This window comes from Acinetobacter sp. ANC 3781, from assembly GCF_004331285.1.
Classification (GTDB): Bacteria; Pseudomonadota; Gammaproteobacteria; order Pseudomonadales; family Moraxellaceae; genus Acinetobacter.
The window spans coordinates 64804-80751 of sequence record NZ_SJOH01000012.1; the positions used below are offsets into that span (position 1 = coordinate 64804).

A 15948-nucleotide genomic window follows, 5' to 3' on the forward strand; every position below is an offset into this window, starting at 1 on the left:
CAAACCTTCAGCCGAGTTTTTTTCTAGTTATATCAGCTGAAGGGAAATAGAGGAAAAGAAAAATTTATTTTCTATACTTTTAATTTTTCAGTTTTGATCTGATCTTGGGTTAAAGCCTGATGAGTGCTGGTAGCCACCGGTAAAATCACATTAAAAATCGTGCCTTCGCCTTCTCTAGAGTCTACAAAAATTTCACCATGGTTCAGATCAATGAACCGTTTGCACAAGACCAATCCCAGTCCCGTACCTTTCTCTCCTGCAGTACCTTTAATACTGGCAGTCACTGACTGCTGAAACAGCTGGTCTATTTGCGCTTGACTCATACCCAAGCCCGTGTCGCGAACAGAAATATGCACGCCTGCCTCAGACTGGTTTGCGCTGATAATGACTCGCCCCGTGCCATCTGTCGGGGTGAACTTTAAGGCATTAGAGACCAGATTCTGGATCACTGAAGTGATCATGTTGATGTCAGCACAGACTTTAACGCCTTCTTCAATCTGGTCAATTAACTGAATGTTTTTCTTCACTGCCAGACTATTTAATACATCACAGACAATCTTGGTCGACTGTTTCAGTTCAAAGTTAATTGGATGATAAATAAAACGCCCACCTTCCGCCATCGCCCAATTGAGCAGACTTTCTAGCAGGTTATAAGTCGATTGTGCCGTATCGTACAAATATTCAGAAATACTTTGCACACTCGATTCATCAAGTGTTTCACGCTCTTGCGCTAACACCTCCGAAAAACCCAGTAAGCCGTGAAAAGGCGCTCTTAAGTCATGCGCAATAATCTGGAAAAATTTGGTTTTACTATAGTTGAGTGCAGCTTGTTGCTCATACATTTCTTTGAGTTCAGCATGATCTGCTTTCAACTCAATAATATGGGTCAAACTATTGGTGAATTCTTGCACGGTGGCAATATCTTCCGGATTAAAACATTCTTGATGTAAATCGAAAAACAGCACCTGACCAAGCGAAACACCATCACTCATACGCAGATCAAAAGCCAGATAGCGCTTGGCCTCTACACCAAAATGACTCACATGCTGAACCAGATTCGGATATTGAGCATGCTGATGATCAATAAAAGCTCGCCCTTCAAAATAAGGACTTAAACAGGTTTCACCTGGGGAGCAGAATGCCTTGAAACCATGGTTTGAGGAATACCAGATATAAGGCTCATTATGGAAAGCCAGCACAGCCTGCTGTGCACCCAGCATCTTGCGTGAAAACCTTAAAAAACGTTCAACCTGATTGATTGATGTAAAAACACCTAACAATAGTGAAAGCTTACATGCGCTAAGCTGCTCAGTTTCCGAGCCTATTTCAAGTAACTGCATTTTCATATCTGATTCATCCAATCACTATTGTTATTGTAAAAAAATGATTATTACCTTTAACTTTTTAACAAATTTCCATAACAAGCACAATGGAAAAAGACATAAAGGGAGAAAATGTGACAATTTCAAGCAGATTTGCTGTATTTATTGACCCTACTCTTCTAACCTAATACTCAAAATGTAAGCAAAAATTTTCTTTAGAACATAAAAAACCCCAAGCTTTTAGTACGGGCTTGGGGTCTTTTGAATTTGGTCCCGAGGGTCGGACTCGAACCGACACGTCATCTCTGACAGCGGATTTTGAGTCCGCCGCGTCTACCAATTTCACCACCTCGGGAAAGGGGCTACAAGCGCATTAGCTTGTGGTGGCTATATTACTATTAAACTCTGAATTGTCAATTATCTAATTCATTCAATTGATCACTTTTATAGCAAAAACAAAAACTTTGTTTTAAAAAGCATCAGATATCATCTCGTTTGCTCTTTTCAGGACTATAATGCGGACGTTTTTCTTATTTTTATACATTGAAGATGCAACTTTCTGACTTTAACTTTGATCTCCCTGACGAACTCATTGCCCGCTACCCTTTAGAGATGCGTAGTGCTTCACGTCTTTTGCACTTAGATCATCAAGGGCAATATCACGATTGTCATTTTACCGACATTCTGGATTTACTCGATTCTGATGACTTACTGATTTTAAATGACACCAAAGTGATGAAAGCACGTTTAAAAGGTAAACGTGCTTCTGGGGGGGCGGTTGAAGTTCTGGTGGAACGAATGCAGGACAAATTTATTGCACACTGCCACATTAAAGCCAGCAACTCGCCTAAAGCCGGTGCTGAACTTTTTATCGGTGAAGATGCGGTAAAAGTAACAGTGCAAGGTCGCCACGAGAACTTGTTTATTGTCGAGTTTTCACAACCGATTTTAGATGTCCTGGATCAATACGGTGCTTTGCCTATTCCGCCTTATTTTAATCGTGAAGCCGAAGCGATTGATACCGAACGTTATCAAACGGTATTTAATGACCCGACTAAACTGGCAAGTGTCGCAGCACCAACAGCCAGCCTGCACTTCGACCAAGACTTATTGGAAAAACTTGAAGCCAAAGGTATTCAAAAAGCTTTTGTGACATTGCATGTGGGTGCAGGTACATTCTTGCCGGTACGTACAGATGATATTCAAAACCACATTATGCATAGCGAATGGTGTGATGTTCCAGAACATACGGTTGAACTGATTCGTCAAGCCAAAGCCCGGGGCAATAAAGTCATTTCGGTCGGAACCACAGCAACCCGTGCCGTTGAAAGTGCGGCTCAAGCGCATGGCGGCACATTAAATGCATGGACAGGTGATACACAAATTTTCATCTATCCAGGCTATGACTTTAAAGTGGTGGATCGTTTAATTACCAACTTCCATTTACCTGAATCTACCTTATTAATGCTCGTTTCAGCATTATCCAATCGTGATAATATTTTAAATGCCTATCAGCATGCTGTAGAAGAAAAATACCGCTTCTTTAGTTATGGCGATGCCATGCTGATTGATAAAATTACGCCTTAATATTTACCGATAAAAGAAGCACACCATGCCGCTCGATACTGTTCAACATTCGATTCATATTCGACGTAAAAAAAATGAACGGGTTTTTCAGAATATCGCGCGGCTTTGGGAGATTGGTCGTCAGGCTCAAACCCAGCAAGATATCTTAGATCGTTTGCATCCGTGGAATGCGCCGATTGTGCTCAAATTTGAAAATATCCTACCGCTGCTTTTAGCTGCACTAGGACTTTTTTTTATGCTGCTGATCTTTATAGGCCCCACCAATATCTGGCTACAGCTTTGTCTGGTGAGCGGTCTATTTATGATGTTCTGGGCTTATATCAGCTACGAAGATAAAAAGCCCATTGAGGATGTCATTGAATATTTAGAGCAACAGACCATTGCTAAAAAATACCAGCTCGCCTTCCGGCAACAACCGCAACATATTTCTGTTCCGCTGCAACCGGTATTATTCATTGCGCATTTAAAACAGCTGTTTCCGGTGTTTAATCAGGGCACCCTCTCTAACGATATTCCCTATTACGCCAGTACGGTATGGTCAGATGAAGAAGGTAAACAGCATCAGGTCATGGTCTTTCAATACCATTATGTTAATGAAGTTCGCGTTCGTGATAAAGATGGCAGTGATGTCAAAGTCAAAGAAGTACACAAGGATTTATGGGGGGTGTTCGTTTTTGATGTAGAAATCCAGGGACTTGCAATTACCACGGCACGTAAGAATTTTTATTATCCTTATAGCTTTCCCTGGCATACCAGTGATATTCAGACCAATCAAAAATTAAATATTTTTGGCAGTAATGAAATGCAAACTGCAAAATTACTTTCACCGGCATTTGTATTGAAACTGGCTGATTTTTTTGCCCAGCGTCAGGGCGATTTAATGTTTCATCCGACCAGTCACACTTTATGTTTTTTAGGTTCTGCCGATTTATTTAAAATATCGAGCCAAGCTAAAAATATTCAAGATATTTCCGTATTACGTGGACACTTACGTACTTTTAAATTACCTTATTTAGAAAGCTTACAGCGTGATTTAACGCACTTTTTAAAATAGCAATAATGAATGTTTTGGGGACATATACATGGGGTTGTTAATTTTTTTGCTATTGATCATTGCCGTGGTTGTTGCATGTATCATGATTCGCAATAATATTGTGCGTCATCACAATGCTTCTATCCGTGCCTGGTCAGATGTGGCCAGCTATGAACGTCAGAAAATTAAAATTCTTGATGGTTTACAACCCTTAGTCGAGCAATATTCAAGTTTTGAAAAAGGCACTTTAGAAAAAGTGACTGAACTGCGTCAGAATATTTTAAATTTGAATGTAAATAATACCGATGTCTCGCAATTACAACGCATCGAAAGCTTGAATAAAGAATTAATGCGCAGTCTAAATGTAGTGGTTGAAAACTATCCCGAACTGAAAGCCAATGAAATTTATCTAAAAATGATGAATGAAATTGAAGAGCAAAATGAAAATGTCGGTGCAGCGATTACTATTTTTAACCGTAATGTAGAGCTGTTTAACAACCATATTCAGATTTTTCCCAATAACATCGTCAATACCATGACCATGGGTAAAAAAGCCATTCGTCCCTTTCGAGATCAAGCGGTCACCCAAAATTTTGACTATCGACCTAATTTTTAATAGCTCGGGACTTCTTGTATTCAGCATTTATCAATAACGACAAGAAGTCCCAAACTATAACTAAAAAAACATGAATTAAAAAACACGAGCTTCACATAATGTTCGAACTTATGCCCTTCTCAAATATGCATTGATTGAAGCGCTTTACCCTTTATACGATCAGTAGAATGAAAACCAACTCTATACTTCAATGAGTATTTACGGAGGGATGATTTAGCCGTATCAACTACAGGGGGTTGATGCGCAGAGCATGAAAACCCGACTCACTATCTGTCAGAATAGGACAAATGAAAGGTAAAAAAATGGCGCTCTCGTTCTGATGTATCCAAGTAAAATAGCTTTGCAACATTTAAAATAATCTTGGCGGATTATTTTAAAAAACCCATTCCTTTAACAACCCAATACTGAGGGCAAAAGTGCGGCAATACCCAAAATAACTTAGATGGGTTGATAAGCGCCTTTACACAGACCAAGGAAGTTTTTGTCCACTCATCTAGTTTGGATACCAGCCTATTGCTCACTTTAGAACCAGCTTTCCATTGATCATAATTTTTATATTCAGAAACTGATTCACACGATTGCGACAAGGGATTGTAGGATAAATAATAGCTGTGGCTTAAAAAAATGAAAGATTAGAAGGTATTGAACAGTTCTAACAGCCAGCCCACCTAAACTTTGCTGGATCAGCCTCAGTCTTCCAATATTGCTTTATAAGGAAAGTATCAAGTTAAAATTAGACAACACTGGCGTTTATGTGCGTAATCTAGGAAAATAGCCAACTTTTAGCGGCGAACTGTTTATTCGCTCTTGCACTGTACGCAGTGCTTTGCTCTTGTTCAGGATAGTGTATGAAGTTTGAAAAACTAGGTCAGTCGGGTCGTGCCCGTCGTGGTCGGTTAACGCTTGAACACGGCGTGATTGAAACGCCTGTGTTTATGCCTGTCGGTACTTACGGTACAGTAAAAGGCATGCTCCCGCGCGATATTGAAGATATCAAAGCTCAAATTATTTTGGGTAATACCTTCCATCTTTACTTGCGTCCAGGTTTAGACGTAATTCGTGAACATGGTGGCTTACACGAGTTCATGAAATGGAATAAACCGATTTTAACCGATTCAGGCGGCTTCCAGGTGTTCAGTTTGGGCGCAATGCGCAAGATCAAAGAAGATGGTGTGACTTTCCGTTCGCCAATTGATGGCTCTAAAGTCTTCTTATCACCTGAAATTTCAATGGATATTCAACATACCTTGAATTCAGATATCGTGATGATTTTTGATGAATGTACGCCTTATCCAGCAACACATGAAGAAGCGCAAAAATCATTGCAGCTGTCATTACGCTGGGCAAAACGCTGTAAAATGCAACATCATGATGTGCTTAAAAATAAAAATGCCCTGTTCGGTATTATTCAGGGTGGCATGTACGAAGACCTTCGTAATGAGTCACTCAATGGGTTAAAAGAAATTGATTTTGACGGTTTTGCCATTGGCGGTCTTTCTGTTGGTGAACCGAAAGAGGAAATGATCAAGGTACTGGATTATCTTCCTGCTAAAATGCCGGAAGACAAACCGCGTTACTTAATGGGCGTGGGTAAACCGGAAGATATCGTGGAAGCAATCCGCCGCGGTGTCGACATGTTTGACTGCGTGATGCCAACCCGTAATGCACGTAACGGTCATTATTTTGTGACGAACGGTCTGGTGCGTATCCGTAATGCCAAATATCGTCATGACCAAAGTCCGCTTGATCCACAATGCGACTGTTACACCTGTCAGAATTTTACTCGCTCGTACTTATTCCATTTGGAAAAATGCGGTGAAATGCTCGGTTCTATGCTCGGTACAATTCATAACCTACGTTATTACCAAAGATTTACACAAGACATTCGTGATGCGTTGGATAATGGTACTTTTGATGAATATGTCCAAGAATTTTATGCCTGTCGCGGTTTAGAAGTTCCTCCTTGCCCTGAAGATTAATCTTTCAGTATTTGCGCTGAAGAAAAAGACAGGGTAAATTGCTGAACAAGTTATTTTATTTATCATCATATTGTTGATATACAGTTTTTTATTTTAGGAAAATGAAATGAGCCTTTTTATTTCTACTGCTCACGCAGCGGGTGAAGCTGCAACCCAGCCAAGTTTGGTTACTAACCTTTTGATGATTGCAGTATTTGTCGCAATTTTCTATTTCCTTATTTGGCGTCCTCAAGCAAAACGTGCTAAAGAACACCGTACGCTAGTTGAAAGCCTGGGTGTAGGTAGTGAAGTGGTTTTTGCCGGTGGTTTAATGGGCAAAATCACTAAACTTGAAGGCGATTTTGCAGTGGTTGAATTAAGTCGTGGCGTAGAAGTAAAAATTCAGCGTGCAAGTGTGATTTCAGTTCTTCCTGAAGGCACATTAAATAATCTCTAATCAAAAATAGTCGTGCCCTAGCACGACTTTTTCATTTTAAGAAGAAAACAAATGCGTTACCCAGCATGGAAATATCTGCTGATCGTCGTAGTTTTGATGATTAGTACATTATATGCCCTGCCTAGTTTGTATCCCGATGAACCTGCTGTTCAAATTTCGGGTGCCAAAGCCGGTACCCAAATTGACCAAAGCATCGTACAAAAAGCAGAGCAATTATTAGAAAGTGAAAAAATTCCAAGCCATGACAATAGCTTTAGCAATAATGCTGCCCTTTTGCGTCTCGATTCTTCAGAAGCCCAATTAAAAGCCAAAGAAGTATTGCGTCGTGGACTGGGTGACAATTATGTTGTTGCATTAAACCTGGCTCCAACCACTCCTGAATGGCTGCAAAAAATTGGTGCTAAACCAATGAAATTGGGTCTGGATTTACGTGGTGGTGTGCACTTCTTATTAGAAGTGGATATGGATAAAGCCATCAGTCAGCGTATGGAAACATCTGCAACTGATTTACGTCGTCAACTGCGTGACAACAAACTGAAATTCAATAGCCTGGCTTTGAATAACAACACCATTACTGTGCAGTTTGCCAATAACAGTGATCGTGATGCGGTGATGGACTTCTTGCGTCGTAATGGCAATGAATTTACTCAGCAAGCGATTGCATCAACCTCGGGTTCAACTTTACGCCTGAACTATACCGATGTACGCAAGCAAGAAATTCAGTCGTATGCGGTAAATCAAAACTTAACCACCTTGCGTAACCGTATTAACGAGTTAGGTGTAGCGGAAGCATTGGTTCAAACCCAGGGTAGCAACCGTATTGTGGTTGAACTTCCGGGTGTTCAGGACACTGCTGAAGCAAAACGTGTTCTGGGTCGTACAGCAAATCTGGAATTCCGTCTGGTTTCTGATTTGAATGACCAATATATCGATCCGTATACTGGTAAATCGAATGGTCAGGCATTACCTCCAGGTACAGAAACCTTTGCTTATGAATCACTGGATAGTGGGCGCGAATTACTGCTCAACCGTAACCGTATTCTGACTGGTGAACGTGTCCAAAATGCATCGAGTGGCTTTAGCCAAGATAGCGGTGGCGCTGAAGTAAATATTACTTTAGACAGTGCTGGCGGCAAGCTGATGTCAGATGCAACACGTACTGCAGTGGGTAAACGCATGGCTGTATTGTTCATTGAGAACAAGCAAAAAATCAGTTATGTACCCGATCCTGTAACCGGTGCACAAACTGAAGTGCGTACCTCTTATGCAGAATCTGTCGTGATTAATGCGGCAACCATTCAGGCCGTATTAGGTTCACAATTCCGTATTACCGGTCTGGATTCGCCACAAGAAGCGGCTGAACTTGCGCTGATGCTTCGTGCAGGTGCTTTGGCTGCGCCAATGTACTTTGTTGAAGAACGGGTAGTCGGTCCGAGCCTGGGTCAAGAAAATATTGACAAAGGGGTGTTATCGACCCAAATCGGTTTCATTCTGGTTGCAATCTGGATGGTGGTGTTCTTCCGCCTGTTCGGTGTGATCGCCAACTTTGCCCTGCTTGCCAACTTAGCAATGATCCTGACTGTCATGTCATGGATTGGTGCTTCGCTGACCCTTCCGGGTATTGCCGGTATCGTGATCACTATTGGTATGGCAGTCGATGCCAACGTACTGATCTGTGAGCGAATAAGGGAAGAGATGAAATGGGGAGCCTCGCCCAAACAGGCGATTGTCGCGGGTTATGATCGAGCCTATAACACCATTTTTGACTCCAACTTAACCACATTCCTGGTTGCGTTTATTCTTTTTGCCATCGGTACTGGCCCGATTAAGGGCTTTGCTGTGACATTAATGATCGGTATTATTTGCTCGATGTTTACTGCAATTACAGTAACCCGTGCAATCGTACAGCTCATTTATGGTAAAAAACGTAACTTGAAGAAGTTGAGCATTTAAGGAGATCTATGATGACTGATATGACTCAACCTGATTCAAAAAAATACGGTCGTCCTGATGATGAACGGATAATTCCGTTTATGAAAATTGCCAAACCAGCGGCAATTTTTTCCATCATCCTGACGATTGCAAGCCTGTTCTTTATTGTGACCAAAGGTCTAAACCTCGGTTTAGACTTTACCGGTGGTGTTTCTGCAGAATTAAACTATGCACAGCCTGCCAACCAGGCTGAAGTGGTTAAAGCTTTAGATCAAGCCGGTTTTAAAGATGCAGTGGTGCAGACCCTCGGCAGCAATAAAGACCTTTTGGTGCGTATGCCTCCTCAAGACCTTGAAGTAGAAGACTTGAGTAACGCAATTGCCAAAGCCGCGCAATTACCAAACAATGCTGCTGAAGTCCATAAAGTGGACTCTGTCGGTGGCCAAGTCGGAAATGAGCTATATATTCGATCTGCAGGTGCAGTTGGATTGGCAATGTTATTAATGCTGGTTTACGTCACCATTCGTTTCGAATTCAAGCTGGCTTTAGGTGCGGTGCTTTCGTTATTCCATGACGTCATTGTAACAGTGGGTATTTTTGCCCTGATGCAATGGCCGTTTGACTTGACCGTACTGGCTGCCATTCTGGCACTTTTAGGCTTCTCGCTAAACGATAACATTGTGGTATCGGATCGTATTCGTGAAAATTTCCGCAAGATCCGTGGCGCAAGCCCGCGGGAAGTTATCGATATTTCTTTGACTGAAACCTTACGTCGTACCATTCATACCTCTGCCACTTTATTGCTGGTGGTTCTTGCAATGATGTTCCTGGGTGGTGATGGTTTACACTGGTTCTCTGTCGCGATGTTTATTGGGGTATTTGTCGGTACCTATTCTTCAATTTACATTGGTACAGCCTTCGCTCTTTGGCGTGGTCTGAACCGTCAGGACTTCATTGTTCAGATTAAGCCTGAATTTGAAGAAGAAGAAGAAATTCCTAGATAGTTTTTTCTTTGAAGCCAAATCAGCTTTAAATTGACATACAAAGCCCATCTTGAGATGGGCTTTTTTATATTCAACCAAAATTGTCTCGAAAATAAATTCATCTTGGTTGTATGCTTTGGCTTAGATTTAGAACTTAACCAGATTACCTTTTAAAGCAACGCTGGCAACGGCCATCCCTTTAAAGCACTGATAGGTGGTTGTGCTTTTGCTTTCATTCGATTTGAAATAGCTGACAATATTGGTGACTGCATTTGCCCCTTGCGCTTTTGCCGTATTTTGTAATTGAATCAATGCAGAACGTAAAACATGATCACAAGCTGTTTCTGCAGATTTGGCGAAACCATTGGTTTTTTTGTTGGTCACCGCATCTTTTTGTATCACTTTACCGCCAGACTTGGTTCCTGCCAGATAAAACTTCACGGAACCATCCAAAGTTCCATCTGCAACAGCACGCTCAACTGCACTTTTGAAATCCAGATTATGCGCAGTATCAGCAGCCTGAGCTGAAACAAGCCCACCGAAACACAAAGCTGCTATAAGTGTTAATTTTTTTATTAACATGATTTTTACCCTCTTGTTGTTGTTAAACCCGTTTAAAAATAAGGGAGGTATTAATTCCTCCAAAAGCAAAGTTATTGCTCATAATAATATCAGCATGCATATTTCTAGAATCATTCACGATGTAATCCAGATCGCCACAGGCTTGATCTATTTGTTCTAAATTTAATGTCGCAATAAATTGACTACGTTGCATCATCTCAATACTCAGCCAAGCTTCTATCGCGCCACATGCTCCCAGAGTATGCCCAAAATAGCTTTTTAAAGAGCTGATCGGTTTGTTACCTAAAATTCTTGCAGTGGCCTGAGTTTCTGCAATATCGCCCTGATCGGTGGATGTACCGTGCGCATTGACATAGTCAATTTGGTCTGCCTGAATTTGCGCATCAGCTAATGCCATTTGCATACAGCGTCCCATCATGTCTGAATCCGGACGTGTGACATGCTGACCATCGGTATTGCTGCCATAACCGATAATTTCTGCATAGATTTGCGTACCACGGGCTTTGGCATGTTCATATTCTTCTAAAATTAAACAGCCCGCACCTTCACCCACCACTAGGCCATCACGCTGGGCATCAAATGGACGTGGGGTTTTTTCCGGATGTTCATTTTGACCGCTGGTGGCCAGTAATACATCAAACACCGCTGAACCTGCGGCACTCAGTTCTTCTGCTCCCCCTGCCAGCATCACGGTTTGCTTGCCGTACTTAATCGCTTCATAGGCCTGGCCAATCGCCATGGAACCTGAAGTACAGGCGCTTGAAGTCGGCAGAGTTAAGCCTTTCAAACCAAAATAAACGGTCATGTTGACCGCACTGGTATGCGACATCATGCGGATATAGGTGGTGGCATTGAGCTTATTCATGTTGTTATCAAGCAACATGCTGCCAAACTCGCCAATCGCGTCGACACTGCCCGCAGATGAACCAAATGCTACACCGGCTTGACCACTGTTCAAGATTGGATCATTTAACAAAGCTGCATCTTCCAGCGCTTTTTCCGCACATATGGTTGACATTAAGGCCACTCGCCCCATGCCACGTGTCACTTTACGGTTAAAATGCTTGGGAATGGTAAAAGACTCTACCGGACCGCCCAATTTGCTGCGCAAGTCAGTGTAGACTTCCCAGTCCGGCATATAGCGAATACCGCTGTTACCCTGTTCAAATTGAGCAAAAATCTGATCCGCCGTTTCACCTAAAGAAGTGATTCCCGCCATGCCCGTGACCACAACACGTTTCATCAAATCAATCCCCCATTGACTGAAATCACCTGTCGGGTGATATAACTGGCATCATCGCTGCATAAAAATTTCACTACTTTCGCCACTTCATCCACCTGTCCCATGCGTTGTAGTGGAATCATCTTTAAAGCATGTTCTTTGACTTCTTCGGTGACCATTTCGGTTTCAATTAAACCTGGTGCCACACAGTTGACGGTAATTTTTCGTTTCGCCAGTTCCAGTGCCAATGCTTTGGTCGCGCCAATCAAACCCGCTTTGGCTGCACTGTAATTGACCTGACCGCGATTGCCCATTAAACCTGACACAGAAGACATGGTTACAATGCGTCCACCCTGTTTCAGGCGAATCATCGGCATCACTAAAGGTTTGAGCACATTATAAAAACCGCCTAAAGAAGTCGAAACCACTTCATCCCAGTCATTGTCGGTTAAAGCCGGAAATGCAGCATCACGGGTTAAACCAGCGTTTAACACTACACCGTAAAATGCACCATGTTCTGCAACGTCCTGCTCAAGCAATTGCATGACGTTTTCACGGTCATTTACGTCAAATAAAAGCGCATTGCTGGATTGTCCCAAGGCCTGAATTTCTTGTACTACCTGTTCGGCTTGTTGCTGTCTTGAACGCGCATGCACCGTGACATCAAAACCCGACTGCGCCAATTGCAAGGCAATCGCTTTACCAATCCCACGGCTTGAGCCGGTTACTAAAATTCTTCTACTCACTTTGACTTCCTGCTAGTTTCTTTCATTTCTGGCGGCTCAAATACACTCAACATGGCACTAAAACGATGTTCTCGGTATTCAATTTCACATTGAAACTGCCCCAACCCCTCATGCAAATAGCTTTGTTCCGCTTTAATCCGCACGGTTTCCCCTAAAAAAAAATAAGGCACGGGCAACTGCATTTTGCGGGTACCCAGTAAAAAACCGATTTTCGGTGGCAAGCCTGACACTTTTCCTTTATGTCCGGCATAGGCACTGATCGTCTGCGCCATCAGTTCAATACTGGTCCAGGTCGGTAGGCCCTCAGCTTCACAAAACATCAGTTCAGGGCGAATCACCAGTTTTGCGATGGCAAAATGTTCATTCGCTTCGATGAGATGATCTACAAACACCATCGGCTTTTCATGCGGGATAAACTGTACTGCATCCATCATTTCAGTTTTGTTCCAAAAATCAAACCAATATTGCTGCCGCCAAAAGCAAATGAATTACTCATCACATACTGGATGGGCTGTTGCAGTGCTGCACTCAGCACATAATTGGCTTCATCTAGCTCTGGATCGATATTGCCGGAGTGATGCAAAGGCAACCATGATTGATCAGCTAACACCTGCTGACAAATCACCGCTTCAATGGCGCCGGCTGCACCCAGACAATGTCCGGTCTTATGTTTGGTACTGCTAACTGGCACATCATATTGCTGGAATACCGTCTGAACCGCTTTAATTTCCATAGCATCATTTTGCGGGGTCGCGGTGCCGTGCATATTGAGGTAACCAATATCGTTTGCGGTAATCCCAGCCATATTCAAAGCTTTTTGCATAGCTTCAGCAGCGCCTTTGCCTTCCGGATGCGGTGCGGAAATATGCCAGGCATCCATCGACTCACCGGCTGACATCAGCATTACCGGTGCAGTTTCTTTGGACAACAAAAACAGGCCTGCCGCTTCACCAATATTGATGCCATCACGCTGGGCACCACAGGGCTGACAAAGACCACTGGACAGGCTTTCTAGACTATCAAAACCATTTAAGGTCAGCTGACACAAGGTATCGACCCCCCCGACCAGCACTGCATCGGCTAAACCGGCATTAATCAAACGCTGTCCTGCTGCCATAGCTTTGGCGCTAGAAGAACAGGCGGTGGAAATAGTATAAGCCGGCCCTTCCCAGCCCAAATACAGTTGTAAGGCTTTGGCCAGACTGTCCATTTCCTGTTTGTAATGCTGAACGTCTACATCTGCCTGATTGACAAAATATTGTTTCAGCAGCTTTTCATTATCGGCAATACCTGAGGTCGATGTGCCCAAAATAATTGCCAGACGTTTGCGCTCAAACTGTGCTGTATATGCTTTCACATCCGCTTCAATTGACTTTAAAGCCGTCAAGGCAAAACGTAGATTGCGTGAATCTACATCCTGTAAAAAATCTGGAACAGTTTTGATTAAAGGCTGCTGATAAGCGCCTACCCAGACCTGTTTTTCAGGCAGAAATCCTGAAACCAAACTCAAGGTATTTTGCGGTGTGGTCAGTGCCTGTTTGATCTGTTCAGCTGTATTGCCGAGTGCAGATAAACCCACACTCAACTGGATACCCACTGCAGGATGCTGTGTCGTGATTTTATCACCCATGATCATGCCTCTTATTCAGTGCTGTCCACATCTGTATTTGCTAAGCCATCGTTGATGCGACTAATCACCATTTGATACGGCACCTGCACATTATTCAGCTCAATCACATCATCCTGCTGCTGAATATTCAGTACATGCTGCTGGTTGATGAGTACTTTTTGGACCTGAGCTGAAGTTTCAATCCGGACATTCTGTTGCTGTAAGCGGGCAAAATTCGGATAAGTTGCATAGAGAATATCGCGCACCACAAATTCAAATGGCAACAGTTTCATTTGCTCGATGCGCTGTTCGATATGCACCTTCTGACCATCAAAACTGAGCTTAAACAGTTGCTGTCCGGTCAGGGTCAACGCCAGCATCTCCAGCTTTTGTCCTTTCTGCTGCTGATACAGCAAAAAGCTAAAACTCTGCTCTTTCCACTGGATTTCTAACTGATCCTGACGCTGGTAATTTTGTGCAGCCCAAGTTGTAGTGCTTAAACCTTGTGCTTTGGGTAGCATGGATTGGCAGCCACTACACAGCAGCACTACACTCATGAACATTCCTGACCATTTTAGCTGCATATTAGACACCATTACTGAGGGTTTCAGTTTGCTGCGGATCACGGCAATATTCCGCCAAAGTACTTAAACGCTTTTTGGCATTTTTATGAATCGGATTGGTGGTATCCCATGCATAACCGGCAAGCAAGGAGGAAACCATCCGACGAATTTTTTCATCTTGCTGAGTCGAGAACACCACATCCTGAAATTCACCGCTATACCAGGATTCCACATAGGCACGGAACACTTGAATCCCTTCACGCAGCGGTTTTTCATATTGTTCCATCCAGTTCACTGGCTGGCCTTGCAGCACCTGATCTACCAGAGGAATCGCCAGGCTTGAAGATTTCAGCGCAATGGTGACGCCTGAAGAAAACACCGGATCAAGGAATTCACCAGCATTGCCCAGCAAGGCATAGTTACGCTCAGCCAGATGTTTTACATTGGCAGAATAGCCCACCAAGGTGCGTACTGGCGTGTCAAACTTGGCATTGCGTAATACCTGTGACAGGCTTTCGTCATCTGCCAGAATACGTTTCAACAAGGCCTCGACATCATAATCAGCGCTGCCATCAAAGCCATAGTGTTCAAAGAAGTTCTGCTCTGCCACCACACCAAAAGATGAACGGCCATCGGCAAATGGAATCAACCAGTACCAGGCGCGATGATCTTTGGCATGTACCGTAATCAGGATTTTTTCGCGATCAAAATCGGGATCATCCAAAATGCCATCTTCAATATGGGTAAACACGGCACGACGTACCGGAAAATTGGATGGACTTTCCAAATCTAAGAACTTCGGCAAGATCCGGCCAAAACCACTGGCATCGAGTAAAAACTTCGCCTGAATCTGATACACATTTTCCTGCTGGTCTTTTACAGTTAGTACCGGATGTTCTGACGCAACATCAACATCAATCACTTCATGACCAAAGCGGATTTCTGCGCCGTATTTTTCCGCCTGCTGTGCCAGTAAATGGTCAAAGTTGGCACGGCGTACTTGCCAGGTCGTGCCCGGACCATCCGTAAATTTTTGGGTAAAGTCATAAAAACTGCGCTGCTTGCCCCTTAAAAATGCCGCGCCGTTTTTAAACTGAAATGCAAACTCGCCTACATGCTCACGTACCGTATCCAGTAGCCCGGCTTCTTCCAGAAAAACCATGCATTGCGGTAACAATGATTCACCAATTGAAAATCGCGGGAAATACTGTTTTTCAATCAGGGTCACCTGATAGCCCTTCTGGCGCAGCAATGCTGCTGCCGAACTGCCCGATGGTCCCGCGCCGATAATCAATACATCTGTGTGTTGCATGGTGCTCATTGCACTGTACCTTATAG

The 15948-nt window shown here is 43.1% G+C and carries 15 protein-coding genes and 1 tRNA gene; 7 read left to right on the forward strand and 9 right to left on the reverse strand.

The features are described from left to right. Positions 1 to 71: 71 nt before the first annotated feature. Positions 72 to 1346: a sensor histidine kinase gene (locus E0H89_RS10120; RefSeq protein ID WP_131216687.1), complete on the reverse strand. Its 1275-nt coding sequence runs from the start codon at positions 1344 to 1346 to the stop codon at positions 72 to 74. A gap of 244 nt (positions 1347 to 1590) precedes the next feature. Further along, positions 1591 to 1677 (reverse strand) — tRNA-Leu (locus E0H89_RS10125). Positions 1678 to 1871: 194 nt separating this feature from the next. Between E0H89_RS10125 and queA the strand changes: the two genes are divergently transcribed. From queA to secF, 7 genes are all read left to right on the forward strand, one after another. After that, positions 1872 to 2909 (forward strand): tRNA preQ1(34) S-adenosylmethionine ribosyltransferase-isomerase QueA, encoded by a 1038-nt coding sequence (gene queA / locus E0H89_RS10130; protein WP_131216689.1) that lies wholly within the window; start codon positions 1872 to 1874, stop codon positions 2907 to 2909. A 25-nt stretch (positions 2910 to 2934) separates the two neighbouring features. Continuing rightward, on the forward strand, positions 2935 to 3963 hold the full coding sequence (locus E0H89_RS10135; protein ID WP_131216691.1) for a hypothetical protein: 1029 nt from the start codon (positions 2935 to 2937) through the stop codon (positions 3961 to 3963). A gap of 28 nt (positions 3964 to 3991) precedes the next feature. Then, positions 3992 to 4558, forward strand: coding sequence for a LemA family protein (locus tag E0H89_RS10140; RefSeq protein ID WP_131216693.1), 567 nt, complete (start codon positions 3992 to 3994; stop codon positions 4556 to 4558). Between the two features lie 848 nt (positions 4559 to 5406). Further along, complete coding sequence (tgt, locus tag E0H89_RS10145; protein WP_131216695.1) at positions 5407 to 6537, forward strand: tRNA guanosine(34) transglycosylase Tgt; 1131 nt, start codon at positions 5407 to 5409, stop codon at positions 6535 to 6537. A gap of 106 nt (positions 6538 to 6643) precedes the next feature. Then, positions 6644 to 6973: a preprotein translocase subunit YajC gene (gene yajC, locus E0H89_RS10150; RefSeq protein WP_067870533.1), complete on the forward strand. Its 330-nt coding sequence runs from the start codon at positions 6644 to 6646 to the stop codon at positions 6971 to 6973. Between the two features lie 51 nt (positions 6974 to 7024). Continuing rightward, positions 7025 to 8926, forward strand: coding sequence for a protein translocase subunit SecD (gene secD / locus E0H89_RS10155; RefSeq protein WP_131216697.1), 1902 nt, complete (start codon positions 7025 to 7027; stop codon positions 8924 to 8926). An 8-nt stretch (positions 8927 to 8934) separates the two neighbouring features. Next, on the forward strand, positions 8935 to 9909 hold the full coding sequence (gene secF, locus E0H89_RS10160; RefSeq protein ID WP_131216699.1) for a protein translocase subunit SecF: 975 nt from the start codon (positions 8935 to 8937) through the stop codon (positions 9907 to 9909). 126 nt (positions 9910 to 10035) lie between these two features. Here the strand turns inward: secF and E0H89_RS10165 are convergent, their stop codons facing one another. Genes E0H89_RS10165 through E0H89_RS10195 form a run of 7 tightly spaced genes read right to left on the reverse strand, consistent with a single transcriptional unit; the run spans position 10036 to position 15931 of the window. After that, positions 10036 to 10470, reverse strand: coding sequence for an excinuclease (locus E0H89_RS10165; RefSeq protein ID WP_131216701.1), 435 nt, complete (start codon positions 10468 to 10470; stop codon positions 10036 to 10038). Positions 10471 to 10492: 22 nt separating this feature from the next. After that, positions 10493 to 11713, reverse strand: coding sequence for a beta-ketoacyl-ACP synthase (locus E0H89_RS10170; protein ID WP_131216703.1), 1221 nt, complete (start codon positions 11711 to 11713; stop codon positions 10493 to 10495). After that, entirely contained in the window at positions 11713 to 12438 is a 726-nt protein-coding gene (locus E0H89_RS10175) for a 3-ketoacyl-ACP reductase FabG2 (RefSeq protein ID WP_131216704.1), read from the reverse strand. Before E0H89_RS10175 ends, E0H89_RS10170 begins: the two co-directional genes overlap by 1 nt. After that, the gene (locus tag E0H89_RS10180) at positions 12435 to 12872 is read right to left on the reverse strand and encodes a hotdog family protein (RefSeq protein WP_131216706.1); all 438 of its coding nucleotides are present in this window, start codon (positions 12870 to 12872) and stop codon (positions 12435 to 12437) included. The genes E0H89_RS10175 and E0H89_RS10180 overlap by 4 nt, the downstream gene beginning before the upstream one ends. Continuing rightward, positions 12869 to 14068 (reverse strand): beta-ketoacyl-[acyl-carrier-protein] synthase family protein, encoded by a 1200-nt coding sequence (locus E0H89_RS10185; protein WP_131216708.1) that lies wholly within the window; start codon positions 14066 to 14068, stop codon positions 12869 to 12871. The genes E0H89_RS10180 and E0H89_RS10185 overlap by 4 nt, the downstream gene beginning before the upstream one ends. Before the next feature lie 11 nt (positions 14069 to 14079). Then, entirely contained in the window at positions 14080 to 14631 is a 552-nt protein-coding gene (locus tag E0H89_RS10190; RefSeq protein ID WP_165494043.1) for a DUF3261 domain-containing protein, read from the reverse strand. Between the two features lies 1 nt (position 14632). Continuing rightward, positions 14633 to 15931, reverse strand: coding sequence for an NAD(P)/FAD-dependent oxidoreductase (locus E0H89_RS10195; protein ID WP_131216710.1), 1299 nt, complete (start codon positions 15929 to 15931; stop codon positions 14633 to 14635). Between the last annotated feature and the right edge of the window lie 17 nt (positions 15932 to 15948).

What these genes read in the sequence shown, in the direction of transcription:
- yajC (WP_067870533.1), top strand. Translation starts at nt 6,644, where the DNA reads ATGAGCCTTTTTATTTCTACTGCTCACGCAGCGGGTGAAGCTGCAACC.
- E0H89_RS10165 (WP_131216701.1), bottom strand. Translation starts at nt 10,470, where the DNA reads ATGTTAATAAAAAAATTAACACTTATAGCAGCTTTGTGTTTCGGTGGG.
- E0H89_RS10120 (WP_131216687.1), bottom strand. Translation starts at nt 1,346, where the DNA reads ATGAAAATGCAGTTACTTGAAATAGGCTCGGAAACTGAGCAGCTTAGC.
- E0H89_RS10170 (WP_131216703.1), bottom strand. Translation starts at nt 11,713, where the DNA reads ATGAAACGTGTTGTGGTCACGGGCATGGCGGGAATCACTTCTTTAGGT.
- E0H89_RS10190 (WP_165494043.1), bottom strand. Translation starts at nt 14,631, where the DNA reads ATGCAGCTAAAATGGTCAGGAATGTTCATGAGTGTAGTGCTGCTGTGT.
- E0H89_RS10180 (WP_131216706.1), bottom strand. Translation starts at nt 12,872, where the DNA reads ATGATGGATGCAGTACAGTTTATCCCGCATGAAAAGCCGATGGTGTTT.
- E0H89_RS10185 (WP_131216708.1), bottom strand. Translation starts at nt 14,068, where the DNA reads ATGGGTGATAAAATCACGACACAGCATCCTGCAGTGGGTATCCAGTTG.
- secD (WP_131216697.1), top strand. Translation starts at nt 7,025, where the DNA reads ATGCGTTACCCAGCATGGAAATATCTGCTGATCGTCGTAGTTTTGATG.
- secF (WP_131216699.1), top strand. Translation starts at nt 8,935, where the DNA reads ATGATGACTGATATGACTCAACCTGATTCAAAAAAATACGGTCGTCCT.
- tgt (WP_131216695.1), top strand. Translation starts at nt 5,407, where the DNA reads ATGAAGTTTGAAAAACTAGGTCAGTCGGGTCGTGCCCGTCGTGGTCGG.
- E0H89_RS10195 (WP_131216710.1), bottom strand. Translation starts at nt 15,931, where the DNA reads ATGAGCACCATGCAACACACAGATGTATTGATTATCGGCGCGGGACCA.
- E0H89_RS10135 (WP_131216691.1), top strand. Translation starts at nt 2,935, where the DNA reads ATGCCGCTCGATACTGTTCAACATTCGATTCATATTCGACGTAAAAAA.
- queA (WP_131216689.1), top strand. Translation starts at nt 1,872, where the DNA reads ATGCAACTTTCTGACTTTAACTTTGATCTCCCTGACGAACTCATTGCC.
- E0H89_RS10140 (WP_131216693.1), top strand. Translation starts at nt 3,992, where the DNA reads ATGGGGTTGTTAATTTTTTTGCTATTGATCATTGCCGTGGTTGTTGCA.